The organism is Pseudomonas sp. DW-iso3 (assembly GCF_058725305.1).
The window spans coordinates 143,870-168,341 of record NZ_JBZXDZ010000008.1; the positions used below are offsets into that span (position 1 = coordinate 143,870).

Below are 24,472 nucleotides of genomic sequence, written 5' to 3' on the forward strand. Positions count from 1 at the left end.
GCAATAAGCAGCCTGATCAGGGCACAAACTCCACCTTCAACCCGCGACTCGCGCTGCGCCCCTGATCATCACTGACTCGCAACCGATACTCCCCCGACTTTCCCGGGCGCCAGTTCAGCGTGGTGTGCGGCGGACCCTGGCCGATCAAAGTTTGATCAGCAAACCAGTACAGTGTGGCAGCGTCGCTGGCGGCGTTGGCATTCAGCGGGATGCTTTCCTGGGGCTGGGACAGGCGCAATTGATAGCTCACCTGGGTCAGCGGTGAACGAATCTGCGGGGCTTCGCTCTGGTCACTGAGGCGGTTGGGCTGGCAGTTTTTCATTACGTTTGGCGGGGTACGCCGTGGAAGGCCGGCGGCGCGGTACAAGCGTTGCACGTCACTGGGCCAGAATTCGAAGACTTCTTCGCGCGTGTAGTGTGCGTCGAACGGTGGGCAGGCGGCCTTGCCGGTGCGGGTGTCGATCAGCACGGGGCGGTGCAGGTTGGACACGCGAATCGGCGACACACCGGGGATGTACCAGGTCTTGCGGGTCTGCGGGCACCAGCGGTTGGGCAACTCGCCGGACGCCGCGCAGACGTCGATGCGCACTAAGCCGGCAGGCGGTTTGTCGGCTTTGATCACCACGTTGGGCAACGCCAGGGGCAGGGCGTCGGCGATGCGGAAGAACAACGGCGCGGCGGTCTTGGCGCCGATGAATGCAGGGTTCGGCCGGCCATCGAAGTTGCCCACCCACACCACCAGCACGTAGGGACCCACCAATCCCGCACTCCACGCATCGTGAAACCCCCAGGACGTGCCGGTTTTCCAGGCGGTGCGCCAATGGCGGCCGGGCAGGCCATCCGGGCGTGGGTTTCGGCGCAGCATGTCGCGCACCATGAACGCCGCCTGGGGCGTGAGCAGTTGCGCGCCGGTGGATTGCGGTTGTTCCTGCAGATAGCGCAATGGCCGCAGGTGCCCGTCACCGGCCAGCATCACATACAGTCGCGCCAGTTCCTCCGGGGTCATTTCACCCCCACCGAGGGCCAGGGCCAGGCCGTAATGGCTTTCGTCACGCAGGCCTTTTATCCCGGCGCGTTGCAGCAATCCATACAAGGAAGGCGACTTGACTTGGCTGGCAAGCCACACCGCCGGGATGTTGCGACTACGGATCAGGGCATCCCGCGCGGTCAGCGGCCCGACAAAACTGCCGTCGAAATTTTCCGGCTGGAAGTAGCCGAAGTTACTCGGCAGGTCCTTGAGGATACTCATGGGGTGAATCACCCCTTGGTCCAGCGCCAGCCCATACAGGAACGGCTTGAGTGTCGAGCCCGGCGAGCGCCGCGACAGCACGCCATTGACCTGGCCGTGAAGGCGTGTGGATAAGTAATCCGCCGATCCCACCAGCGCCTTGACGCTCTGGTCGCGGCTGTCGATCAGGATCGCCGTGGCGTTTTCCACACCCGTGCTGCGACGCTCGGCGATGAAGCCGCTGATCAGGCGTTCGAGCAAGTGTTGCAGTGGTAGGTTGAGGGTGCTGTTCAGCTCATTGCCAGGCTGGGACGCCAGCAGTTGTTCACTCAAATGCGGCGCCAGGAACGGAATCTGCTGGCGGTTGCGCGCCTCCAGAGGCAAGTCCAGCAAACTGTCGTTACGTGGGTCTTGTGGATACGTCTCGCGCCAGTCGGCCATCAAGCGCTGCCGCGCATGTTGCAGCGACGGCCCGAAGCGCGCGCGTCGCCCCGGCTGCTGCGGAATCACCGCCAGCGCCAGTGCTTCGGACAGCGACAGCTGCGCCGCCGACTTGCCAAAGTAGATCCGGCTGGCCGCCTCGGCGCCTTCGATATTGCCGCCCATGGGCGCGAGGTTCAGGTAGGCCTCAAGGATGTCGTGCTTGCTGTAGCGCGCCTCCAGCCACAGCGCCAAGGCCATCTGCTGCAACTTGCCCGGCACCTGTCGGGTGTTCAAGTCCCACAGGCGCCGTGCCAGTTGCATGCTCAAGGTCGAGCCGCCCTGGCGCTGGCCACCGCTGTAGGTGGCCACAGCCGCGCGCACCAATGCCGGGGGGTTGATCCCCGGGTGCCAGTAGAAGTTGCGGTCTTCCTTGAGCAGCAAGGCTTCGACCAGTGAAGGCGATATCCGCTCCAGCGGTAGCCAAAGTCGGTATTGCCCGTCATCGGCCAACGTCATGCGCAGCAGCGAGCCGTCATCGGCCAACACCACGCGTGATGACGTGACTGCTTGCTCCAGCGGGACATGGGGCCACAGCCGCAACCCCGCCAGCATCACCGCCGCTGCGAGCAGCGGCGTCAGGCGCTTAAGGCTGGGTGATTTCAAGCTGGCCTACTTTACCGCGCCCTTGCAGGGTGGTTTCGTACATGCCTTCGGCGTAGGCCGGTGGCGTGTTGAAGGTGCCGGCGTTGGTGGCACGCACGCGGTAGACGAAGGTGCCTACATCGCGCAGTGCGGTGCCGTACAACACCACTCGATCATCACGTACGTCCACGTACTCCGGCTGCCAGTTGCTCAGCTCGGTTTCGCCGATAGGTGCTTGCCAGCTTTCTTCTTCCTGGCTGTCCTCTTCCACGTACTCGGACGCTTCGCCTTCACCGTCCTCGCTGCTGACGGCTTCTGGCTCCGGCGGCAAGTTATACACAGGCTCGACGCCACCGGGCAGCAGGTCGACCACCGCCACTTGCTGCACCTGGTCACGGTCGATCGCGCGCAGACGCAGGCGCACCAGGAACTCATCGCCTACCGCGACCGTGCTCACCGGCTCTCCCTTGAGGTCGAGGTATTCGTGGATGATCTCCAGGCCATTGTTGATCGGCTTGAGCTTGGCGCCCTTGTCGAAACCGGCTTCGCTGAGCATGTAGAACGCTGCCGGGCCGTCGGATTTTTCCATCACCAGCTTCTGCGTAGCGCCCGGCACAGCGGCGCGCGGCGGTTGCCCGGTCATCTCCAGCAATTGCTGCTGTTTGTCCCCCAGCCAGGCCGTGGCCTTGAGGGTCATGTCGCTTTGCGCACGTTGGCCGTAATTGTCCAGGGCGCGCAGCAGCAGGGCCGCCGACAGCGAGTTGTAACGCTGCTCGTTGAGGCGCTTACCGAGTTTATCCAGCAGCGCTGTAGGTACATCGTCCATCAGCTCTGGGAAATGCCGCGCCAGCAGGTGCAAGTGTTCGGCATCGTGCACCAGTGGGTCGTAGTAGAGGCCGTCGCTGTCCCACTTATCCACAAGTGAGCGCCAAGGGATTTTGCGGAACAGCGTGTCAGCCTGGCGATCCTGTTTGAGCAGTTTATAGCTGGCCGCCAGGTAGGCGGCGCCCAAGTCGTTCTGCCAACTGTCCTTGAAGTAGTTTTCGTAGCGCTCGCGGATATCGCTCAATGCGCCGCTTACCAGAATCCCCTGACGGCTCAGCAGGTAACTGGCGTAGGCGCGGTTGCGCAATTCCGACAGGCCTTCGCTCGGGCCATTGGCCAGGTCCGTCAGATAGGCATTCGAACGCACCAGCAGGTCTTCCGGCACCGGCAAGCCGCGCTCCCTGGCTTCGATCAGGAAGTCGGTGGCGTACAGGCTGGCGTACGGCGCCACGTCCGGGTTTGCCGCCCATAAACCGAAGCCACCGGCCTGGTTCTGGCGCTGGCGCAGCATGCGTACCGCACTGCCGAAGGCTTGTTCGGCTTCCGGCGCGTTACCGCCCCAGATCAACGCCGGCATGGCCTTGGACACCAGCTGCTCGGTGCAGGCGTAGCCGTAGTCGTCCAGGTAATGCTTAAGGCCGTTGGCCCACACCAGCGGCGACGCCGCCACGCCCAGTTGTACGTCACGCAGTTGGCTGAACAGCTCGCGGGTGGGCTTGAGCTCTTTGCTGGCGCTGTCGAAGCGGCCCAGGCTCAGGGCGACGCGATGCTCGCTCAGTGGGCGAATCGAGGTGGTTTCGGCCACCTGGATACGTTTGCCGTCCGGCAGCACTGCGACAAAACGCAAGTCCGCCGAACCCAGGGTTTCGCCGACCTTGATCTTGAACTCGGCGGTGCCTTCCTTGCGCGGTTGCAGGGACAGGGTGCTGCCCTTGTCGCCCTGTACCTTCAGGCCATCGCTGGTCTGCAGTTCAAACTTCACATCCGCCGTGGAGTCGAGGTTGCTGAACACCCCGGCGCTGACGTTGAACACATCCCCCGGTGCCACAAAGGCAGGCACGTTTGGCGTGATCACGATCGGGCCGCGTACTTCGGTATTGGTTTCGCTGACACCCACACTGTCGGTGTCCACCGCCACCGCAAACAGGTGCAACTTACCGTTGAAGCTGTCCGGCACCTGATAATGCAGCACGGTTTCGCCGGCGGGTAGATCGACCAGTCCAGACCACCAAGCCACCGGCGGCTGATGTTTGCGTTTGAACGGGTTGAGGTGATTGGCCAGGGCGCCTTCCGTATCGCCACCGGGCGCTGCCCCACTGAGCAAACGGCTGAATTCCGGCAGGATCAGGTCAAGGATCTGACTGGTGCCTACCTCCAGCGCACGCTTCTGGAAGAAGAAGCCCAACGGGTCCGGCGTCTGGTAACGCGCCACTTGCAGAATGCCTTCGTCTACCGCGTAAACCACTGCGCGGCCCGGACGGTCAGCGTTAACCTTGATATCCAGCGTCTGCCCCGGCTCGATCTTCGCCGGGCCTTCAACCTTCAATGCCATGCGCCGCGCATCCAGGTTGATGCTGAACGGCACCACGCCGTAGGACAGGGGGCTCATGTACACCTCGGCCGAGCCCATGTCGCGCACAAACTGCACGTTGACGTAGGCATTGCCCTCAAGCCCTGCCGGTACGCGGATGTGTTGCACGCTGTTGGTGCTGTCGGCCTTGAACCACTGCTGGGTGTAGACCTTGTCGCGTTCGATGGTGATCAAGCCGGCACCGGTATACGGGGCACGAATGCTGATGGCGATCTCATCACCGGTGGCGTAGCTGGGTTTATCCAGACGCAGTTGCAGCTCGGCGTTGCGTTCCAGGGAGCGCGATGTGTTGCCGTGCCCGGCCACGCTGTAGTCGACCTGGTTGAGCAGGTTGCCGTTGGCGTCCTTTAACTGCAGGGTGAAATCGCCCGGCGTTGACGTGTTTAACGTTTGCTTGGCGCCTTCTTTCGTCATCACCAGCGGTGAGGCGGGTTGGCTGATGTTCTTGATGCGCGACTCGTACTTGTAGGCGCCGTTGGACTGTTTCACCAGCACCGACACATAACGGTGCTCGACCACTTCGCTGGTCAGGCCGTCCACCGCCAGTGGCGAAAGGTCCGGCGCGACGGCCAGCCATTGAACCTGGCGCGGCGCATCCTTGGCGACGTACGACAGCGAGTCCTGACTTTTCACACCGACCAGATAAGGTGCGGACGACACCAGCAAGGCACTTTGCGCCGCCACATTACGGCCGCCTTCGGCCTCGAACACCTGGGTCATTACCTGCAGGCGGTAGGTGCTGTTGGCGAAGCGTTGCAGGTTGAGGTCGAGCACGGCCTGGCCGTTGTCGTCGACGGTGGTTTCCGCCAGGTCTTCAGTGGTGGCGTCTTCCAGGGAGTCGTTGAGGCGGAAACGGTAATCCGGGTAACGGTCAAACGCCGCGAGCGTCGGGCTCAGGGACATCTTCGCGGTGACACGACGCCCTGATGCCGGAGCGCCGAACAGGTGCATGGCGGTGACCTTGGCCACCACCTGGTCCGGTGGAATCCAACCCTGAACAGGTGTGTCATGCAGGCTCAGGCTGACCTTCATGCGGTCCGGCTCGAAGTCGCGGACCTTGAAGCTCACGCTGCCCAGGTCGGTGCGGGTCTGCTTTTGGCCGATCAACTGCAAGGTCGCGGTGTATTCCCCGGCGGGGGCGACTTCGCTGCTGGGGAAATCAAAGGTTTCAAAACCGCTGGCGGACAGCTTCAACGGCTGGCGAATCACTTCCAGTCCGCGCGGGTCGGTGATTTGCAGTTCCACCGGCAAGCCTTGCAGGGCGCCTTTCCAATTGCCGCTGCGCACGATCATGCCCAGATGCGCGGTTTCCCCAGGCCGGTACAGGCCGCGGTCGGTAAACAGGTAGGCGCTGAGGCGATCGATCGCACCGTCTTCTTCCAAACCGCCTACATCGAATCGCGACAGATCCAGTTGCTGGGACTGACGGGCGATCGGCAGGAACGACTGGTCATTGCCGCGAGTGACTACATACATCAGCGGCGTTTTCTCACGGCGCAGTTCATCCAGCTTGGCGAAATGCGCGTGGCCTTCGCCGTCAGTGTGGCCGCTGCTCACCGGCAAACCGTTGCGGCCGATGATGTCGACTTGCGCGTCGGCGACGGGCGAACCATTGCCGATGGACTGCACATACACATCGTGGCTGCCATCGCTGGAACGCTTGGCGATGATGCCCAGGTCCGTCACCACGATAAAACGCAGGTCGCTGGTGCTGCCGCGGTCGTATTCGAAGGTGCGCTGGGCCGGATCATCCTGGGGGCTCAGCTTGAGCACGAAAATGCCGCGGCGCCCGCCATTGGCCGTGAGGTAGTGGCTGAGGTCCACATTGTCGTAGACGGTTTTCGCGGGGTCATTGGACGACAGCGGGATGTCCAGCGATTGACGCTCAACCATGCGGTCGAAGTATTCGTTGCCGAAGTTCGGCCGGGCAAAGCTGCCGCTGCTCTGGTCCACCAAGTGTTGCAACTGGTTGGGCAGCAGGCGGGCGATTTCCACATGGGCGCCAGGCACACCACGGGCCATGAAGCCCAGGCGTTTTTCACCGTTGAGGCTGAGCAAGGCGCCTTCAGACAGGAACTGCAGGGTGCGCGGGTACGCGGGCATGCTGATCAGCGACGCCGTAGGATTCTTCGCCAGGTAGCCGCCGATGGCTTCCAGGTTGGCGGGTACGCGTACATACACGGCGCGACCCGCCGGGGCCTTGAATTTGAAGGCGTGCAGGGTATTCAGCGGTTCGACGCTCGGCACGTGGGTCAGGTTAACCTTGCTGCTGCGGGCGAGCAGGGCGTCGTCGATGTCGTTGCTGCTGTAGGGGCGCGTGTCGTCCTGGGCTTTTTCCGGCAACAGCCAGGCCTGGACCTTACCGGCGATGGTGTCGTCGGCTACAGCGTTGGAGCTGCTGAACATCAACACCGGCTCTGGTTCACCACGCGCGTTGTCGACAAAACTCACTTCGGCGCCGGTAAAGGTCAGGCGATAGCGACCGGGCACGGTGACTTCCGCCACCAGCGGCGCGGTGCTGGCGTTGCCACCGTCGCGGGCCTTGATACCTTCGTCGAGCTTGGCGCTGACCGGCGTGCTTTCAAGTGGCGTGGCCAGGGCGGCGGAGCGTACGTAGGCGTTGAGTTTTTTCTCGTCGAAGGTGATTTCCGGGCGGTTGGGCAATTGGGCGTCGCGGTAGGCCAGGCCTTTGCCGAGGGTTACCGTGACGCGCTTGCGTAGGTTGTCTTCATCCACCGGGTGGGAAAAATGGAAGGTCGCCACCAGCTGTTTCAGCGTCGGGTTGGACGGGTCCTGGTACAGCTCGTTTTGTGCCAGGGTGGCGCGAAACGGTTGGGTGGAAAACTGCGTGCTGTATTGGTCCAGTAACACGCCATCGGCCAACAGGTCTTTCTTCGCCATGTCCAAGGTGTAATGGGCGTCGATGGGCCAGTCTTTTTCCGGTACGAACAACAGGCTGCGGTCATCTGCCCAGCGCCAGGTGCCCGCAACCGCTGGTTTGAGGGTGATGCCCTCGGTAACCGGCTTGCCGATGGCCGACAGCGGCGCCACGGATTCGCTGAAGCGCACCTGCAAGTTATCCACAAGCGGGGTTTGCTGGGTGTAGTCGGTGAGGTTCGGTTTGTGCAGCGAATAGCTCGCGGTATGCGGCTGCGGCAGGTTGGAATACCAGTGCCAGCCGTAGAAGCCGGCGGCCGCCAGCAACACCAGACCCAATAAGCCGGCACCGGTTTGGCGCGGATAAGCGCGCGCCTTGTTGCCCAGGTTCGCCAGCCCACGGCCGATGGCACGCAACCAGAACGGCGGATGCCATTGACCAAAGACGGCCCCCACCACAGTCAATAACGCACCGACAACACGGCGGCTGATCGCTTTGAACGAATCGAACATGGTGAGCATCCCTGGCTAAGTGCGGCGTATCTTACACGCCTCTTTGACACAAAAGATGACGCCGATACGCTGCGCCGCTAGGCGTGTTGTACAAAAGTGAGACGCACCGCAAAACCGATCAAAAGACTGCCGAATAACCACTGCTGCATACGCTGCGCCGAGCGATTGCGCGCCAGCCACTGGCCGATGCGCGCGCCGGTCAGTGCGTAGCAACAGTCGAACACGAAACCGACGGCCACCAGGATCACGCCCAGTAACGCAAACTGCGCCGCCACCGGGCCGGCTTGGGGGTTGATGAATTGCGGCAGCAGTACCGAGCAGAACAGCAGCGCCTTGGGGTTGAGCAGGTTGGTCAGCAAGCCGCGTTGAAACGCTGCACGCCAAGCATGGGCTGCCAGCGGGGTGTTTGCCATATCCAGAGGCGGCAGCATAGACGCGCGCAGGCATTGAATACCAAGCCACAACAGATAGGCCGCGCCACCCAGGCGCACGACATCAAAGGTCCACGGCGCCACCTTGAACAAGGTCGCCAGCCCCATGCCCGCCAAGGCCACATGGCAGGCGCGGGCCAGTCCCAAGCCAATCGCCGTGGTCAGCGCCAGGGCTTTGCCCTGGCGGGCTCCGGTCTGCAGCAGCAGGATCATGTCCGGCCCGGGCAACAGGTACGCCACCGACAGCGCCACCAAAAACAACCAAAGTTCCGCCATGTAAAGTTCCGCCATGTCTCACCCCCTAGTGTGTTGGCCAATTCTAGGGCTGAAGGGTGGGGCAGGTGCTTGCGTAGTCAGCCACAAAAGCGTCTAGTCTTGGCATTCTCTGCCACTGATAACTTGATCGGCCATTCACTTATGCCAAACCTGAAACTCGATGCGTTTGACCGCAAGATTCTCGAAGCCCTGCAACGCGACGGCCGCCTGAGCAATGTGCAACTGGCGGATGAGATCGGCCTGTCTGCCTCACCCTGCCTGCGGCGCGTGCGTCTGCTGGAAGAAGCCGGTGTGATTCGGGGTTACCAGGCCACGCTGGACCGTGACGAAGTGGGCCTGGGGATGATGGTGTTCGTTGGCGTGAAGGTGGAGCGGCACAACGACACCGAGGCCAACGCCTTTCGCGAAGCGGTGATGGCCTTGCCCGAGGTGATCTCGGCGTTCCTGGTGTCGGGGGAATCGGACTTTCTGTTGCAGGTGGTGGTGCCGGATCTGCGCGGCTACGAGCGATTTGTCACGGGCAGCCTGTTGAAACTGCCGGGGGTGAGGGACATCCGCAGCAACTTCGCGATCCAGACCGTGAAAACCCCAGGCGCTTTGCCGCTGGGGCATTTGCCAGGTTGATGTCTGAGCCCCTGTAGGAGCGTCAGGTCCACCAGTAGCGCACGAGGTGGAAGAAGATGGGGGCGGCGAAGCACACCGAATCCAACCGATCCAACATCCCGCCGTGCCCTTCGATCATATGGCCCCAGTCTTTCACGCCCCGGTCGCGTTTGATCGCTGACATCACGATGCCGCCGGCAAAGCCGAGCAGGTTGATCAGCAGCGCAATCAAGAACGACTGCCACGGGTTGAATGGCGTAGTCCACCACAGTGCCGCGCCGATCAGGGACGACAACAGGATCCCGCCGACAAAGCCTTCCACGGTTTTCGACGGCGACAGGTTGGGCGCGATCTTGTGTTTGCCGAACAACTTCCCACACACGTACTGCAATACGTCCGACAGTTGCACCACGATCACCAGGTAGGCAATCAGCAGCAGGTTGCGGCCTTCGTAGCCGGGAATGTCGAGGGTGAGCAGGGCGGGTACGAAAGACACGCAGAACACCGCGATCATCAGGCCCCATTGCACCTTCGACGCGCGTTCCAGGAAGTGCGTGCTGTCGCCACCCAGCGAAGCGAGGATCGGCAGCAGCAGGAACACGTACACCGGGATGAAGATCGAGAACAGCCCGTACCAGTCTGAATAGATCAGCAGGTATTGCAGCGGCAGCGCCAGGTAGAACGCGGCGACCAGCGCCGGGTAGTCGCTGCGGCGGGTGGGCGTAAGGGTGAGGAATTCACGCAGGGCGTAGAAGGACACCGCGTAGAACAGCAGGATCACCGCGCCGGTGCCGAGCCAGAAGGCGATGCCGATGACTACCACCATGACCCACCAGGCGTTGATGCGGGCGTTGAGGTTGTCGATGACGGCGTTTGGGCTGCCACGGGTGCGTAGCTTGAGGATCAGGCCGATCAGCGAGGCGAGCACCAGGATCGCGCCGATGCCGCCGAACAACATCAGGGTTTGGCTATCCATGTCAGACATGCTCCGGGGCAAGGGCGAGCAGGGCGTCGCGGGTGCGGGCGAGGAACAGCGTTTTTTCTTCGCCTTCTTCCAATTGCAGCGGCGCGCCGAAGCTGGTGGTGCACAGCAGGGGCAGCGGCAGTACGCGGCCCTTGGGCATGACCCGATTTAGGTTGGCGATCCACACGGGGATCAATTCGGCCTGTGGGTAACTTTTCGCCAAGTGATACAAGCCACTTTTGAACGGCAGCAAACCGTCTTCGAGGTTGCGCGTGCCTTCCGGGAAGATGATCAAGGAGTCGCCGCCTTCGAGCGCGGACAGCATGGGCTGCAGTGGGTTATCCACAGGGTCCTTGCGTTCGCGGTCGATCAGCACGCCGTTGAACACCCGGTTGATGATGTAGCGACGCAAGGCGCTTTTATTCCAGTAATCGCTGCCGGCCACCGGGCGCGTGAATTTGCGCAGGTTCTGCGGCAACGAGGCCCACAGCAACACGAAATCACCGTGGCTGCTGTGGTTGGCGAAGTAGATGCGTTGCACCGGCACCGGCGCGCACCCCAGCCACAGGCTGCGGGCACCGGTGACAGTGCGGGCCATGGAGGTAATCAGCGTGGCGACCACGGGTTCGAACATGGGAATTCCTTATCCGGCGAAAGGCAGCCAAGGGCTGGCGAGGATCACGCCCAGGGTCAGCAGCGCTTGCGCGCCCAGTAGCCAGGCTTGTTTGCGCAACAGTTTAAGGGCGCCGCGACGGCGTTCGGTCCAGGGCCGGCCAATGCGCTTGGCCGATTGCAGGCCAAGGGTTTGCAGGGCCTGGTCAAGGTCCGGGGTGCGGTCGATGTCGCGGGCCAGCAGGGTGAACAGGTCGGCGTCGAAGGCCACGCGCAACGCCCAGTATTTTTGCAGCAGCCCCAGGATAATCATCCACAGGCTGAGCAGCAGGCAGATGGTTGAAATACTCGCCATCAGCAACTGGGCGAGGCCAAATAACACACCGGCCACGGTCAGGCCTGTGGATAACTGATCCAGTGAACGGCCACGGCGCAGCAGGCTGGCGACCACCTGGAGTTCCATATCAGCGGGCATGGGGCAAACCCTCCAACGCTTGACGATGAGCAGGATGCAGGACCACATGGGCCCGCGCTGTACGAATAATAGCCAGCGCCTGGTCCACCGTGGCGGCGCGCCCGCTGTGCAGCAGCCAGGCGGCGACCGCGGTGGCGCTGCGTGAGTAGCCAAGGGCGCAGCACACCAGCACCGGGCCGCTTGAACGCAGACGCTCGATGGCCTCGGCGGCTTGCTGGCATTCGGTGGGTGTCGGAGCGATCAGGTCCAGCACGGGGATGCTTTGATACGCGCGACCCTGTGGATTAATTGGCAACTCGGCACAGAGGTCGACGATGGCGTTGAATGAATCCTGCTCTTTCGCACTGGGAATCCGTCCAAGCCACACGTTATCCACAATCAGGTCCGGCTGTGGGTGTTTGCGTGTCCACAGGCGCGAATTTATCCACGCCCCGGCCAGGTAAGGTGCATACAGCCAACGCGCCGCGGGTGTGAGCCGGCCATCGGTGCGTTTCTGAAAGCCCGACGCGCCGAGCACTAGGTAATTCACCTTGATCAGGCCCAGGGACACCGCCGGCCAGAGCAGCCATAACCAGCCGCCGCCCAGGGAAAATGCGAGTACTGCCAGTGCCAACGCCCCCAGGCCGTAGCGCAGACCCAAGCGCCAGCGCTTCGAATCCCGGGTAAGCCGTGCATTCAGCAATGGGCTTGGATGTTCCACCGGCCACAACCACACACACAGCCAACCGGCGAGGGCGCCTGTGGGTAAGTCGATAAAGTGATGTTGATAAGTGGTCAGCACCGAAATGCCGATCAACGCGAACCAGCCATGCACCAGCCAGCGCCATAACCCCTGGGTGTGGCGCTGATACATGACCCACAGGATCACCAGCAGCGCGATATGCAACGAAGGCGCCTGGTTGAACGGTTTGTCGAACCCCGCCAGCACGGCAAACAGCCAGCCGAACACGCCATTCAGTTCCGGCCGCTCGAAGGTGAAGCGCAGCGGCCAGATCAGGAAGCAACTCACGGCGATCACCTGGGCACTCAGCAAGCGCAGCGCATGCTGTTTCAACTCATGCCGGGTGTTGGGCAGCAGCAGGGAAAACCCGTAGAGCAGGTCGATGGACCAGTAGGGCACGATGGTCCAGGCCCAGAACGGCATATGGGTTTCCCAATCGAACACCAGCGTGCCGACGTCGCTGCGTTGGCTGGTCACCCACGTGGCAAAGCCGTAAGTGCTGAAGAACAGCGGCGCCAACAGCAGCAGCCACAGGACCGCGGGTTTCAACAAACCGGGTTCGCGCATGCTCAGATCTTCTGTGCCAGGGACACGGTGAAAATGCCCCATTCATCCACACGCTGGGTGATCTTGCGGAAACCGGCAGCTTCCACCAACTGATCCATTTCCGCTTGGCTACGGCGGCGCATGACCCAGGCCTGCCCCTGGCGGTGGCTGGTCAGCGCACGGGCGATCAGCTCCAGTTGCGGGTGCCATGGCTGGCCGGTGTAGACCAGATAGCCACCAGGTTCCACGGCTTCAGCGAGGCCCGCCAGTGAATTGCCAACCATGCCGTTATCGGCAAACAACTCATACAGTCCGGACACCACCGCCAGCGTCGGCTTGGGTTCCAGCGCAGCCAGATCCAAACGGTCGAATGCATCGCCTTTGACGAACTGCGCAATGTCCCCCAGGCCTTTCTCGCGAATCAGCGCGCCACCGTCGCGCACGTTGATGTCGCTGTAGTCGCGCAGCAGGATCGATTCCGGCAGCGGCGACACGCCCTGCAAGGCTTCCAGAATATAGCGGCCATGACCGGCGGCGATATCCACGATACGGACTTCGCGACCCTCCCCACGCAACTTCGCCATTGCCAGGCGCAGGAGCTCTTCGACGTTCAACTTGCGTTGGCGAATGCCACGCCAGCCGATGGAGTTGAGGTAGTTGGTGTCGATCAGCCGCCCCACCCCGCCCTTGCCGGTAGGTGTATTGCGGTACACGTAGTCCAGGGTGCTGCCGGAGTCGAAGCCGGTGTCGAAGCCCAGCTTTACGCCGTCCGACAGGCTCTTGCCCAGGCCCATGCTGGCGCGGGTCATGCGCCAGTACAGGTCGCGCAAGGAGTTGCGCGGCAGGGGGGCGGCGAGGGCTTCGGACTCGGCACAGGTGGCGCCCAGCTTGTCGGCATCCAACAGTGATGCACGGTCCAGCGGGTGTTCGAAATTTTGCAGGATGAAACGCCGGGCGCTGTTCACGGCGGTGGCGCGGTCGCGTTCGCCCAGGGTGTCGTGGAAGAAACCGGGGAGGATGTGCAGCTCTTTTTTCAGGCTCCCAAGGCGGTCGAAAAATTGCTGCTGGGGCTTGCGGTGCACCACAAAGTCCGAACCCGAGATCAGCAGCTGCGTCGGCACCTGGATCGCCTGGGCATCGGCGACAACCCGGTCGGCCGCTTCGTAGAGGCCGAGCAGCACATTGACCGATATCGCCTTGGTGATCAGCGGGTCGCTGTCATAGGACGCGACCCGCTCCGGGTCATGGCTGAGGAACTTGGCCTTGACGTAACTATTGACGAAAAAGTTGCCACGGAACTTGCGCATCAACGCCAGGCCTGGCCGCGCAAAAGGCACGTAGAGCTTGACCTTGAAAGCGGGGGAAGCGAGCACCAGCGCGCGGATTTTCGGCGCGTAATCGTGCACCCAAGTCGCGGCAATCACCGCGCCAACGCTTTGCGCGATGACCGCGAAGTTCTCTTCCTCGATGCCATAGGTGGTGCCGATGTGGTCACAGAAGGTCTGCACATCACGGGCGCTGGTGGCGAAGCTGGGGCTGTCACCGCGTTCGCCGGGGGACTGGCCGTGGCCACGGGCGTCCCACGCGAAAAAGTCGAAGTGCGGCAGGTTCAGTTCATCCACCAGGTGGGCGATACGCCCCGAATGCTCATGGCCGCGATGGAACAGCACGATAGCCTGGCGCGGCCTGTCGCTCTGCGTGGCCGGCCAGTGCCGGTAGAAAAGCTCGACGCCGTCATGGGTGCTGAAGGTGTGCTGTTGCTGTTCGCGCATTGCAAAGTCCTTATGCAGAAGGGGAGGTTTCTGGTTGTTCTTTGAGGCCCTGACGCACCCGATTGACCATGGTGTAAGCGAGCAGGGCGGCCACCAGCCACATCACCGTGTCGACCCAGCCCGCGCCCAGCCAGCCCAGCGCCACGCCGGTGGCCAGTACGCCGAGTACGAACGCGCGATCGCTTTTGCCCATCGGCCCGTCATAGCGCCGTGATGCGCCCACCATCGGCCCCAGCACGCCGGCGTATTCGCTGAACACTGCCAACAACGCCACCAGCAGCACCGGCGCCAGGCTCACGCCGGGGATCAGCGCGAACGGCAGGATCAGCGCACTGTCGGCGATCACATCACACAGTTCATTCAGGTAGGCACCCAGGCGCGACTGCTGGCCGAATTCCCGGGCGAGCATGCCGTCGATGGCGTTGAGAGCCATGCGCAGGATCATCCACAGCGGGATCAGGGCAAACAGCCACAGGTGTTGGGCGAAGCCGGCGATCAGCAGGCCGACCAGCAAGGAAATCACGCCGGCCAGCACGGTGATCTGGTTGGCGGTGGTGCCATTGTCATAGAGGCGCTGCACAAGAGGGCGCAGCAGGTTTTGAAAACGCGGCTTGAGCTGATAGATCGAAATCATGGGAGGTGACGCTTCCTTGTCCGTGGACCCGCGAAAAACTGTTCTGGAGTGTGCCGATTAATCGTGGCCTGCACCAGTGATGGCGCGTGTTTCTGGGGGTTTAGTCACGGTCTGCTCTTAAGCAAACAAAAATTTCACGCCGTGTGTTATATCGTAACTAATTGTGTACAAGCGGACGTAAGTGGATGCGAGTGGATCTGGAAGCTGACGGCGCTTCAGCGCAAGGCCTTCCGCGTTTTCAACAGGGGCTGTTCCATGCGCGCCGAGTGCGCCAGGCCGGTATCAGCCTGACGGTGCTGGCCATTGCCGGCTGGGTGCTGGCGTTGTTTGTCGCGTTGTTTGCGCCGCTGTCGATCTGGCCGGTGGTATTGATTAACTGCGCGTCGGCGTTGCTGCTGCTGGTGGCCGGATTGCAATCGGCGTGGTGGGTGGCGGATTGGCGCGCCCAGGCGTTGGAAGAACCGTTGGTTCAGCTACCGGTTGAAGACGCGAGCCGTTACGCGCGTCTTGTGGAGCGCTTTGGCCAACAGATTGGCACGCCAGTGTTGTGGCTGGGGGGGTGGTCGTTGCTGGCGCTGGTCAGCATTGTCGAGTTCTGGAACCTGGCCTTGCCCGCCGCACCGGTCGGTCAATCGGCAAGCGTTGGAGCCGCGCTCGCGTTGGGATTGGCGTTTGGTTTGCTGGTGTTTGAACGCCGCCTGGCCCAGGAGACCGCCGCGCAATGGCCGGAAGCGTCGCAACTGGCGCAATTGAGCCGGGTAGCGATTATTTGCCTGGTGGTCAGTGCGGTGTGCCTGCTCTTTGCCGGTGCGAACGCCGTCTGGCCCCTAAGGTTGGCCGTAGGGATCGGCTTGCTGCCAGCACTGGTCTCGCTGGAGTTTCTATTAAGAGCGGTGCTGTCCCTGTTCAGCCCGCGCGAGCCACGCCTCGAGCCCCGGCTGATGGCGCAAAGCTTTATCGCCGGGCTGCTGCGCTGGCCGCCGCAACCCTTGCTCGCGCTGCAGCATGAATTGCACAACCGCTTTGGCATCGACCTGCGCCAGATCTGGGCGTTTACTTACATGCGTCGGGCGTTCCTGCCGGTGTTGCTGGTGGTGTTGGCGGTAGGCTGGACGCTGACCGGCGTGCACGAAGTGCCCCTGCAAGGCCGTGGGATCTATGAACGTTTTGGCAAGCCGGTACAGGTCTTCGGCCCAGGCCTGCATGCGGGATTGCCGTGGCCATTGGGCCGCGTCATCAACGTGGAAAACGGCGTAGTGCATGAACTGGCCACCAGTGTCAGTGAAGCGGCCACGTCGGAACTGGCCCCTGCCGAAGGCCCGGCGCCGTTGATTGCCAACCGTTTGTGGGACGCCAGCCATGTGAATGACAAGTCTCAGGTGATCGCCAGCAGCAGCGGCGACAAACAGAGCTTCCAGATCGTCAATATGGATGTGCGTTTCGTCTACCGCATCGGCCTTACCGATCAGGCCGCGCTCGCCGCCACCTATAACAGCGCGGACGTAACAACCCTGCTCCGCAGCACCGCCAGCCGCATCCTCGTGCATGACTTTGCCTCGCGCACCCTCGACGAATTGCTCGGTGAACAACGCACCCGCCTGGCTGACGAAATCGGCCGCGCCGTACAGGCCGATCTGCAAAAACTCGACAGCGGCGTGGAAATCCTCGCCACGGTGGTGGAGGCGATCCACCCTCCGGCCGGTGCCGCCAACGCTTACCACGGTGTGCAGGCTGCACAGATCGGCGCCCAGGCCCTGATCTCCCGCGAACGCGGCGCGGCCAGCGAACAAACCAACCAGGCGTTGCTGCAAGCCAGCACCGCCCGCGACCAGGCCACGGCCACAGCCCGCGAAGTGAACGCGGGCGCGCAAGCGGCCAACCTGCGCTTCGCCGCCGAACAAAAGGCCTACGCCACGGCGGGGCAGGCGTTCGTGCTGGAACAGTACCTGGGCCAACTCAGCCAGGGCCTGGCCCACGCCAAGCTGCTTATTCTGGATCATCGCCTGGGTGCCGACGGCGCGCCGACGATCGATCTACGTTCTTTTACCTTGCCGGCCGATCCTTCGGTGCCGCGTAAAGCCGTTCAATAAGGAGTCGGTCTGTTGAGCGCTCATTCTCACGATCACGGTCATCATCACGGCCATCACCACCACCATCATCACGGTGATGAACAGGCTGCCGGCCCGTTCCCCTGGCGGCGTATGACCTGGGCGCTGTTGCTGGTGCTGTTTGCAGTCGCCGCCGCCAGCCTGGTGCAAGTGCGATCCGGCGAAGCTACGGTGATCACGCGTTTCGGCAACCCATCGCGGGTGCTGCTGGAACCGGGCCTGGGCTGGCGCTGGCCGGCGCCGTTCGAAGCGGCGATCCCGGTCGATTTGCGCCTGCGCACCACTTCCAGCGGCTTGCAGGATGTGGGCACCCGCGACGGCCTGCGCATCATCGTGCAGGCGTACGTGGCGTGGCAGGTACAGGGCGACGCGGACAACGTGCAGCGCTTCATGCGTGCGGTGCAGAACCAGCCGGATGAAGCGGCGCGGCAGATTCGTACCTTCGTGGGTTCGGCGCTGGAAACCACGGCGGCGAGCTTCGACCTGTCCAGCTTGATCAACACCGACGCCAGCCAGGTGCGTATCGCTGATTTCGAAGCACAGTTGCGCCAGCAGATTGATCAACAATTGCTCACTACCTACGGTGTGCGCGTGGCCCAGGTCGGCATTGAACGCCTGACCCTGCCGTCGGTGACCCTCACCGCCACCGTCGACCGCATGCGTGCCGAGCGTGAAACCATTGCCACCGAACGCACCGCCGTGGGCAAGCGTGAAGCTGCGCAGATCCGCTCCGCCGCCGAGCGTGATGCGCGGATTGTGCAGGCCGATGCCACGGTGAAGGCCGCCGATATCGAGGCCCAGTCGCGGGTCGAAGCGGCGCAGATTTATGCTCGCGCTTACGCCGGTAATCCGCAGCTTTACAACCTGCTGCGGTCCCTGGACACCTTGGGCACGGTTGTCACACCGGGCACCAAGATCATCCTGCGCACCGACGCCGCACCGTTTCGCGCCTTGGTGGACGGGCCAAAGGATGTCCAGCCATGACCGAGCGTGACACCCCGGACAGCCCATGGATCCAGGCCGGGCGCCTGGCCTTCCTGGCGTTGTACGCGGTGACTGTATTGGCGGCGCTGGCCTGGGCGTTTTCCAATGTGCGTCAGATTGACCCGCAGAACCGCGCGGTAGTCCTGCATTTCGGCGCGCTCGACCGTATCCAGAATGCCGGGTTGTTGGTGGCGTGGCCGCAGCCGTTCGAGCAAGTGGTACTGCTGCCGGCTGCTGACCGCGTGATCGAACGCCGCGTGGAGAACCTGCTGCGCTCCGACGCAGCGATCCAGGCCGACCGTGTGGCCAGTTTCGCGACGCCATTGAGTGATGCGTTGGCCGGTTCCGGTTACCTGCTGACGGGCGATGCCGGTGTGGTGCAACTGGATGTGCGGGTGTTCTACAAGGTCACCGAGCCCTATGCGTTTGTGTTGCAGGGCGATCATGTGCTGCCGGCCCTGGATCGGGTGGTGACGCGCAGCGCGGTAGCCCTCACAGCGGCGCGGGACTTGGATACTATTTTGGTCGCGCGCCCCGAGTTGATCGGCACCGACAACGGCGCCGCTGAACGCCGTGAGCGGTTGCGCGGCGACTTGGTGCAAGGCATCAATAAACGCCTTACGGAGTTGGCGTCCACTGGTTTGGGGCTGGGCATCGAAGTGACCCGTGTCGACGTGCAATCGAGCCTGCCGGGCCCGGCGGTGAATGCGTTCAACGCCGTGCTGACTGCCAGCCAGCAAGCCGACAAGGCCGTGGCCAATGCGCGCACCGACGCGGAAAAACTCACCCAGACAGCGACCCAGCAGGCCGACCGCCTGGTGCAAGTCGCCCACGCCCAGGCCAGCGAACGTCTGGCCAATGCCCAGGCGCAAACCGCGACCGTTGTTAGCCTGGCCCAAGTGAAAGACCCGGGCCTGTTGCTGCGCCTGTACCGTGAGCGCTTGCCGAAGATTCTCGGCCAGGCCGGTGCCGTGACCACGGTGGATCCGAAAGACGACTCCCGCTTGATCATTCAGGGAGCCGAACAATGAGCGCACCCATGCTGACCTCCGCCGAGCAGCGCAGCGCTGCCCGGCAATTGACCCTGGCGATGCTGGCCCTGGGTTTGCTGGTACTGGGCCTGGCATGGCGCTGGCTGGCGCCGGACCAATCCGGCGTGAGCCAACTCCTGCTGGGCGTCGCGTCGTTGCTGGTGGCCGTGCCGGTGATGCGTTCGGCCTGGTACAGCCTGCGGTTTCCCAGCCTGCATGGCATCACCGACCAACTGATCGCCCTGGCCATGCTCGGCGCCTGGGCGACGGGCGATCTGCTGACTGCCGCGTTGTTGCCGATCATCATGATCTTCGGTCACGTACTGGAGGAGCGCAGCGTGATCGGCTCCCAGGAAGCGATCCACGCGTTGGGCAAGCTGACTCGCAGCCATGCGCGGTTGGTACAGGCGGATGGCAGCATTGTCGAAGTGGATAACGGCACGCTGAACACCGGCGATGTCGTCGAAGTGCGGGCCGGTGATCGGGTGCCGGCAGATGGCGTGGTGCTGTCGGGCCAGGCGAGCCTGGATACGGCGCCGATTACCGGTGAGTCGGTGCCGTTGGAAGCCAGTGTGGGCGTGCAGGTGTTTGGTGGGGCGATCAATCTCGACGGCCTGCTGCGCCTGCAAGTGACCCGCACGGGTAATGAGTCCACGTTGGGCAAAGTCATCGCGTTGATGCAGAACGCCGAGCGGTCCAAGCCACCGATTACGCGGCTGCTGGAACGCTATGCCGGCAGCTATATGGTGCTGGTGTTGCTACTGGCGGCGGTGACCTGGTTCGTGACCAACGACGCCCAGGCGATGCTCGCCGTGTTGGTGGCGGCGTGCCCGTGCGCGTTGGTGCTGTCGGCACCAGCCACCGCGATCGCCGGGATAGCCGTCGCGGCGCGGCATGGAATCCTGATTCGCAGCTCCGCGTTCCTGGAGGAGCTGGCGGACCTGACCTCATTGGTGGTCGATAAGACCGGGACGCTGACCTTCGGCACCTTGCGCCTGCACTCCATCGAAACCACTGCGCCGGATCGGCAGGTGCTGCTCAACCTGGCGGCCAGTCTCGGCTCCGCCAGCAGCCATCCGGTCAGTCGGGCGTTGGCGGGTTTGGCAACACAGGAACAGCTGTTGGTGTTGACGGATATTCGTGAGCGTCAGGGCTTGGGGGTAGTGGCGCAGACTGATCGGGGTGAAGCGGCCTTGGGTCGGCCGGAATTGTTTGAGCAACTGGGTATCACCACCACCGCCGTGCCGAATCACGATGGCCCCATCGCCGGGCTGGCGCTGAACGGGCAGTTTCTCGCCTGGTTGCTGCTGGCCGACAGCGTCAAGCCGGAGGCACGCCAGGCTCTGCAAGAGCTGCGTGACCTTGGCCTCGGTCGCCAACTGCTGCTCACCGGCGATCGCCAAAGCGTGGCCAACAGCCTGGCGCTGGAGGTAGGCATCAGCGATGTCGAAGCCCAGGCCTTGCCCGAAGACAAGCTCAACCGCGTGTTGGGTGAGATCAGCAACGGCTTCCGCCCGATGGTGGTGGGCGACGGCATCAACGACTCCCTGGCTCTCAAGGCCGGTGTGGTTGGCGTGGCCATGGGCGCGGGTGGGGCGGATATTGCCCTGGCGTCTGCGGACGTGGTGCTGATCGGCAGCGACTTGCGACGCCTGGGCACGTGTGTGCGCTTGAGTCGCCAGTGTCGGCAGACTTTGCAGGTCAACGTGATCATCGGCCTGGGCTGGACCTTGGCCATTGTCGTGTTCGCCGCTTTCGGCTGGTTGGGTGCGGCGGGCGCCATGATTGCAGCGGTGTTGCATAACCTCAGCACTTTGCTGGTACTGGGAAACGCGGGGCGGTTACTGCGCTTTCAGGAACCGCTTTTGAAGCTTGAAGAGTAATTTCAGAAATATTTGCACACCGCTGTAACGCCGATGAGGGGCCTCACTCTAGTGGTGTGTCGAGACTGAACAACCCGTTCGGACCGACACCCCTACGATCATGAGGAATACAACAATGAACATCAAATCCGCTGCTGCCGGTGCCGCTCTCGCAATGGCCGCCGCTACCCTGTTCGCCGGTGTTGTCACTCAGGCTCAAGCCGCCGACACCGCCGTTCACTGCTACGGCATCAACGCGTGCAAAGGCCAGAACGATTGCAAAACCAAGGACCACGCCTGTAAAGGCCAGGGTTCTTGCAAAGGCCAGGGCTTCAAGGCGATGGCCAGTGCCGATGCCTGCACCAAGGCTGGCGGCAAAGTCGGCGAATAACCGACAGCTCAGTGCACCCGCAGCGGTCGCCCCCACCGCTGCGGACACTTTCCCAGGAGTGTCTTATGCCTACCTCTCTTCCGAGCCTCGGTTACGGCCTGGGTTTACGCAGCGAGTACTACCAGCAGATCCTTGAACAATCGCCACCTGTGGATTGGTTCGAAGTGATCTCCGAGAATTACCTGGTCCAGGGCGGTAAAGCCTTGTATTACCTGGATGCGATAGCCGAGCGCTATCCCCTGGTGATGCACGGTGTGTCCCTGTCCATCGGCGGGCCCCATCCCCTCGATACCGATTACCTGCAGCAGATCAAACAGCTCGCTGAGCGTATCCAGCCGGCGTGGGTGTCCGATCACCTGTGCTGGAGCCGCGGCAGCGCCCACCAGTTGCATGACCTGCTGCCGCTGCCCTACACCGAAGAAAGCCTCTACCACGTGGCCGCCCGTGTGCTCCAGGTGCAGGACGTGCTGCAACGCCCGTTGGTGCTGGAAAACGTCTCCAGTTATGTGCGTTCGAAAGCGGACGAATTCACCGAATGGGAATTCCTCAATGCCTTGGCCCACCTGTCGGGCTGCCAGCTGTTGCTGGACGTCAACAATGTGTACGTCAGCTCGCGCAATCATGGCTTCGACGCCTGGACGTTTATCCGCAACCTGCCACCGGAGAGTATCCGCCAACTGCATCTGGCGGGGCATATGGATTATGGCGACTACGTGGTCGACACCCATGACCATCCGGTGTGTGACCCGGTGTGGGCGCTTTACCAACAGACGCTTGAACATCTGGGACCCGTGTCGACGCTGCTGGAGCGGGACGACCATTTCCCACCCTTTGAAGAGCTGCTCACCGAACTGAACAAGGCCCGTGAACTGGGCGCGACGGCACTGGCCAGGAGGCCGTTATGCGCCTGACCGATTGGCAGTTGGCCTTCGAACAGCACCTGCTGACGGAAACCTCGACTGCCCGCAGTGACTTCGCCGCCACGTTGCTCGGCGGGCCGACGCTGGATGTGGACACGGGCCTGGCGATTTACCACAACGCCTACCTCTCACGGTTGCAGGAAGTCTTGCGGCATGACTTCAGCGCCCTCCTTTATTGGTTGGGCGATGACGAGTTTGCCGCGTTGACCGAGGCTTACCTGCGTCGCTACCCCTCGGCTCATTACAGCCTGCGCTGGCTGGGCGAGCGTTTCCCGGCGTTTATCCTTGAGCATTGGAGGGTGGAGCAGAGTGCGCCATTGGCGGAGCTGGCGCGCTTGGAATGGGCGTTTACCCTGGCATTTGATGCGCCGCAGGGTGAACCGCTGACGCTGAACGACATGGCGTCGTTGCCGCCCGACGCGTGGCCGGTGTTGCAGGTCTCCCTGGCGTCCTCGGTGCAACCGCTGCTGTGCCGGTTCAACAGCGTAGCCATCTGGCGTGCCAGCAAGGACGAATCCGAATTCCCCGACAGCCACACGCTAGCCCCGGCGCAGATGTGCCTGGTGTGGCGCCATCAGAATGTCTGCCATTACCGTAGCCTGGAGCCCGCCGAAGCCTCTGCCTTGACAGGAATGGCGACCACCGGTTGGAGCTTTGCCGAACTGTGCGCCGAGTTGGCAGTCACTCATGCAGAGGGTGCGCCACTGCAGGCCGTCACATGGCTGAAGCAATGGGTCCAGGACGGGTTGCTCGAGCGCCGAGCCCCATAGAAGAGGGCTATCAAATCGATAGCCTCCTACTTTGTCTTCGGATGGTCTAACCTCTCAGCAGACGTCTGAAACAAGGGGGGATCATCCATGCTCGCGCAACTTCCACCGGCCTTACAGAATCTTCAGCTACCGCTGCGTCTTCGACTCTGGGACGGCCATGAATTCAACTTGGGCCCCGAGCCCAGTGTGACCATCGTGGTGAAGGACCCCACGGTCGTGACCCAGCTGTCCCATCCAACGCTCGATTCACTGGGCGAAGCCTTCGTCGAGGGAAAGTTGGAGCTGGAAGGCTCCATCTCCGAGGTCATCCGGGTTTGTGATGAATTGAGTCACGCCCTGATCGCAGACGACGAGGGGAGTCGTCCGGTGCGCTCGATCCACGACAAGGCCACTGACGCAGCGGCTATTTCCTACCATTACGACCTGTCCAATGAGTTCTACCAGCTGTGGCTGGACCAGGACATGGCGTACTCCTGCGGTTATTTCGAAACCGGCAGCGAATCCATCGATCAGGCCCAACAAGACAAATTCCGCCACCTGTGCCGCAAGTTGCGGTTGCAGCCAGGTGAGTACCTGCTCGATGTCGGCTGTGGCTGGGGCGGGCTGGCGCGGTTTGCTGCGCGGGAATTCGGGGTCAAGGTGTTTGGCATCACCCTGAGCCGGGAGCAGTTGGCGCTGGCGCGGGAACGGGTCAAAGCCGAAGGCCTGGAAGGCCAGGTGGACCTGCAATTGCTCGACTACCGTGACCTGCCGCAAGACGGCCGTTTCGACAAAGTGGTCAGCGTGGGTATGTTCGAACACGTCGGCCACGCCAACCTGGCGGAGTACTGCAAGATCCTGTTCGGCGCGGTGCGCGAAGGCGGCCTGGTGATGAACCACGGCATTACCGCCAAGCACACCGACGGTCGTCCTGTAGGGCGCGGCGCCGGGGAGTTCATCGAGCGTTACGTGTTCCCCAACGGCGAACTGCCGCATTTGGCGATGATGACGGCCGAGATCAGCGAAGTCGGGCTGGAAGTGGTCGACGTCGAAAGCCTCCGCCTGCACTACGCGCGCACCTTGGACCATTGGAGCGAGCGCCTGGAAGACAACCTTGAAGCGGCGGCGAAAATGGTGCCGGAGCAAGCGTTGCGCATCTGGCGGCTGTACCTGGCGGGTTGTGCGTATGCGTTTGCGCGGGGCTGGATCAACCTGCACCAGATTCTGGCGGTGAAACCCCATGCCGATGGCAGCCATGACCTGCCGTGGACACGGGAAGATATCTACCGTTGAG

At 62.7% G+C, this 24,472-nt stretch carries 18 protein-coding genes; 9 read left to right on the top strand and 9 right to left on the bottom strand.

The window, feature by feature from the left end; all coding sequences use genetic code 11:
* Nucleotides 1-16: 16 nt before the first annotated feature.
* The 3 genes from pbpC to AC4PS7_RS23225 form a co-directional block, all read right to left on the bottom strand.
* Entirely contained in the window at nt 17-2,314 is a 2,298-nt protein-coding gene (pbpC, locus tag AC4PS7_RS23215; protein ID WP_044288089.1) for a penicillin-binding protein 1C, read from the bottom strand.
* Nucleotides 2,295-8,099, bottom strand: coding sequence for an MG2 domain-containing protein (locus AC4PS7_RS23220; protein WP_492179766.1), 5,805 nt, complete (start codon nt 8,097-8,099; stop codon nt 2,295-2,297). The genes pbpC and AC4PS7_RS23220 overlap by 20 nt, the downstream gene beginning before the upstream one ends.
* 77 nt (nt 8,100-8,176) lie before the next feature.
* Nucleotides 8,177-8,806, bottom strand: a complete 630-nt coding sequence (locus AC4PS7_RS23225; protein WP_029529035.1) for a LysE family translocator — start codon at nt 8,804-8,806, stop codon at nt 8,177-8,179.
* A 150-nt stretch (nt 8,807-8,956) separates the two neighbouring features.
* On the opposite strand from AC4PS7_RS23225, the gene AC4PS7_RS23230 reads away from it, so the two are divergent.
* Nucleotides 8,957-9,430, top strand: a complete 474-nt coding sequence (locus AC4PS7_RS23230) for an Lrp/AsnC family transcriptional regulator (RefSeq protein WP_029529034.1) — start codon at nt 8,957-8,959, stop codon at nt 9,428-9,430.
* Nucleotides 9,431-9,452: 22 nt separating this feature from the next.
* On the opposite strand, the gene AC4PS7_RS23235 is transcribed toward AC4PS7_RS23230, so the two are convergent.
* Genes AC4PS7_RS23235 through AC4PS7_RS23260 form a run of 6 tightly spaced genes read right to left on the bottom strand, consistent with a single transcriptional unit; the run spans nt 9,453 to nt 15,133 of the window.
* On the bottom strand, nt 9,453-10,385 hold the full coding sequence (locus tag AC4PS7_RS23235; RefSeq protein ID WP_010207670.1) for a phosphatidate cytidylyltransferase: 933 nt from the start codon (nt 10,383-10,385) through the stop codon (nt 9,453-9,455).
* 1 nt (nt 10,386) lies between these two features.
* Nucleotides 10,387-11,007: a lysophospholipid acyltransferase family protein gene (locus AC4PS7_RS23240; protein ID WP_021491443.1), complete on the bottom strand. Its 621-nt coding sequence runs from the start codon at nt 11,005-11,007 to the stop codon at nt 10,387-10,389.
* Between the two features lie 9 nt (nt 11,008-11,016).
* Entirely contained in the window at nt 11,017-11,460 is a 444-nt protein-coding gene (locus tag AC4PS7_RS23245) for a hypothetical protein (RefSeq protein WP_010207666.1), read from the bottom strand.
* Nucleotides 11,450-12,748, bottom strand: a complete 1,299-nt coding sequence (locus AC4PS7_RS23250) for a phosphatase PAP2/dual specificity phosphatase family protein (RefSeq protein WP_021491445.1) — start codon at nt 12,746-12,748, stop codon at nt 11,450-11,452. Before AC4PS7_RS23250 ends, AC4PS7_RS23245 begins: the two co-directional genes overlap by 11 nt.
* Before the next feature lie 2 nt (nt 12,749-12,750).
* Nucleotides 12,751-14,499: a bifunctional alpha/beta hydrolase/class I SAM-dependent methyltransferase gene (locus AC4PS7_RS23255; protein ID WP_021491446.1), complete on the bottom strand. Its 1,749-nt coding sequence runs from the start codon at nt 14,497-14,499 to the stop codon at nt 12,751-12,753.
* A 10-nt stretch (nt 14,500-14,509) separates the two neighbouring features.
* Nucleotides 14,510-15,133, bottom strand: coding sequence for a CDP-alcohol phosphatidyltransferase family protein (locus AC4PS7_RS23260; protein WP_010207663.1), 624 nt, complete (start codon nt 15,131-15,133; stop codon nt 14,510-14,512).
* A gap of 185 nt (nt 15,134-15,318) precedes the next feature.
* Here AC4PS7_RS23260 and hflK (AC4PS7_RS23265) point away from each other — a divergent pair, with 185 nt between their 5' ends.
* From hflK (AC4PS7_RS23265) to cfaB, 8 genes are all read left to right on the top strand, one after another.
* Nucleotides 15,319-17,223, top strand: coding sequence for a protease modulator HflK (hflK, locus tag AC4PS7_RS23265; protein WP_069672975.1), 1,905 nt, complete (start codon nt 15,319-15,321; stop codon nt 17,221-17,223).
* A gap of 12 nt (nt 17,224-17,235) precedes the next feature.
* A complete protein-coding gene (hflC, locus tag AC4PS7_RS23270) occupies nt 17,236-18,225 on the top strand; it encodes a protease modulator HflC (RefSeq protein WP_031290624.1) in 990 nt (329 codons plus the stop codon).
* Nucleotides 18,222-19,256, top strand: a complete 1,035-nt coding sequence (gene hflK, locus AC4PS7_RS23275; RefSeq protein WP_021491449.1) for a protease modulator HflK — start codon at nt 18,222-18,224, stop codon at nt 19,254-19,256. The genes hflC and hflK (AC4PS7_RS23275) overlap by 4 nt, the downstream gene beginning before the upstream one ends.
* Nucleotides 19,253-21,139: a cation-translocating P-type ATPase gene (locus AC4PS7_RS23280; RefSeq protein ID WP_021491450.1), complete on the top strand. Its 1,887-nt coding sequence runs from the start codon at nt 19,253-19,255 to the stop codon at nt 21,137-21,139. The genes hflK (AC4PS7_RS23275) and AC4PS7_RS23280 overlap by 4 nt, the downstream gene beginning before the upstream one ends.
* Nucleotides 21,140-21,254: 115 nt before the next feature.
* A complete protein-coding gene (gene bufA2 / locus AC4PS7_RS23285; protein ID WP_010207657.1) occupies nt 21,255-21,509 on the top strand; it encodes a BufA2 family periplasmic bufferin-type metallophore in 255 nt (84 codons plus the stop codon).
* A 65-nt stretch (nt 21,510-21,574) separates the two neighbouring features.
* Complete coding sequence (gene bufB, locus AC4PS7_RS23290; protein ID WP_010207655.1) at nt 21,575-22,420, top strand: MNIO family bufferin maturase; 846 nt, start codon at nt 21,575-21,577, stop codon at nt 22,418-22,420.
* Nucleotides 22,411-23,199 (top strand): HvfC/BufC N-terminal domain-containing protein, encoded by a 789-nt coding sequence (locus tag AC4PS7_RS23295; RefSeq protein WP_305436760.1) that lies wholly within the window; start codon nt 22,411-22,413, stop codon nt 23,197-23,199. Before bufB ends, AC4PS7_RS23295 begins: the two co-directional genes overlap by 10 nt.
* Before the next feature lie 87 nt (nt 23,200-23,286).
* Nucleotides 23,287-24,471, top strand: a complete 1,185-nt coding sequence (gene cfaB / locus AC4PS7_RS23300) for a C17 cyclopropane fatty acid synthase CfaB (RefSeq protein WP_021491451.1) — start codon at nt 23,287-23,289, stop codon at nt 24,469-24,471.
* Nucleotide 24,472 lies beyond the last annotated feature (1 nt).

Coding starts and splice junctions, on each gene's coding strand:
- AC4PS7_RS23220 (WP_492179766.1), bottom strand. CDS start 8,099: ATGTTCGATTCGTTCAAAGCGATCAGCCGCCGTGTTGTCGGTGCGTTA.
- AC4PS7_RS23225 (WP_029529035.1), bottom strand. CDS start 8,806: ATGGCGGAACTTTGGTTGTTTTTGGTGGCGCTGTCGGTGGCGTACCTG.
- AC4PS7_RS23235 (WP_010207670.1), bottom strand. CDS start 10,385: ATGGATAGCCAAACCCTGATGTTGTTCGGCGGCATCGGCGCGATCCTG.
- AC4PS7_RS23240 (WP_021491443.1), bottom strand. CDS start 11,007: ATGTTCGAACCCGTGGTCGCCACGCTGATTACCTCCATGGCCCGCACT.
- AC4PS7_RS23245 (WP_010207666.1), bottom strand. CDS start 11,460: ATGCCCGCTGATATGGAACTCCAGGTGGTCGCCAGCCTGCTGCGCCGT.
- AC4PS7_RS23250 (WP_021491445.1), bottom strand. CDS start 12,748: ATGCGCGAACCCGGTTTGTTGAAACCCGCGGTCCTGTGGCTGCTGCTG.
- AC4PS7_RS23255 (WP_021491446.1), bottom strand. CDS start 14,499: ATGCGCGAACAGCAACAGCACACCTTCAGCACCCATGACGGCGTCGAG.
- AC4PS7_RS23260 (WP_010207663.1), bottom strand. CDS start 15,133: ATGATTTCGATCTATCAGCTCAAGCCGCGTTTTCAAAACCTGCTGCGC.
- hflK (WP_069672975.1), top strand. CDS start 15,319: ATGCGAGTGGATCTGGAAGCTGACGGCGCTTCAGCGCAAGGCCTTCCG.
- hflK (WP_021491449.1), top strand. CDS start 18,222: ATGACCGAGCGTGACACCCCGGACAGCCCATGGATCCAGGCCGGGCGC.
- AC4PS7_RS23280 (WP_021491450.1), top strand. CDS start 19,253: ATGAGCGCACCCATGCTGACCTCCGCCGAGCAGCGCAGCGCTGCCCGG.
- bufA2 (WP_010207657.1), top strand. CDS start 21,255: ATGAACATCAAATCCGCTGCTGCCGGTGCCGCTCTCGCAATGGCCGCC.
- bufB (WP_010207655.1), top strand. CDS start 21,575: ATGCCTACCTCTCTTCCGAGCCTCGGTTACGGCCTGGGTTTACGCAGC.
- AC4PS7_RS23295 (WP_305436760.1), top strand. CDS start 22,411: ATGCGCCTGACCGATTGGCAGTTGGCCTTCGAACAGCACCTGCTGACG.
- cfaB (WP_021491451.1), top strand. CDS start 23,287: ATGCTCGCGCAACTTCCACCGGCCTTACAGAATCTTCAGCTACCGCTG.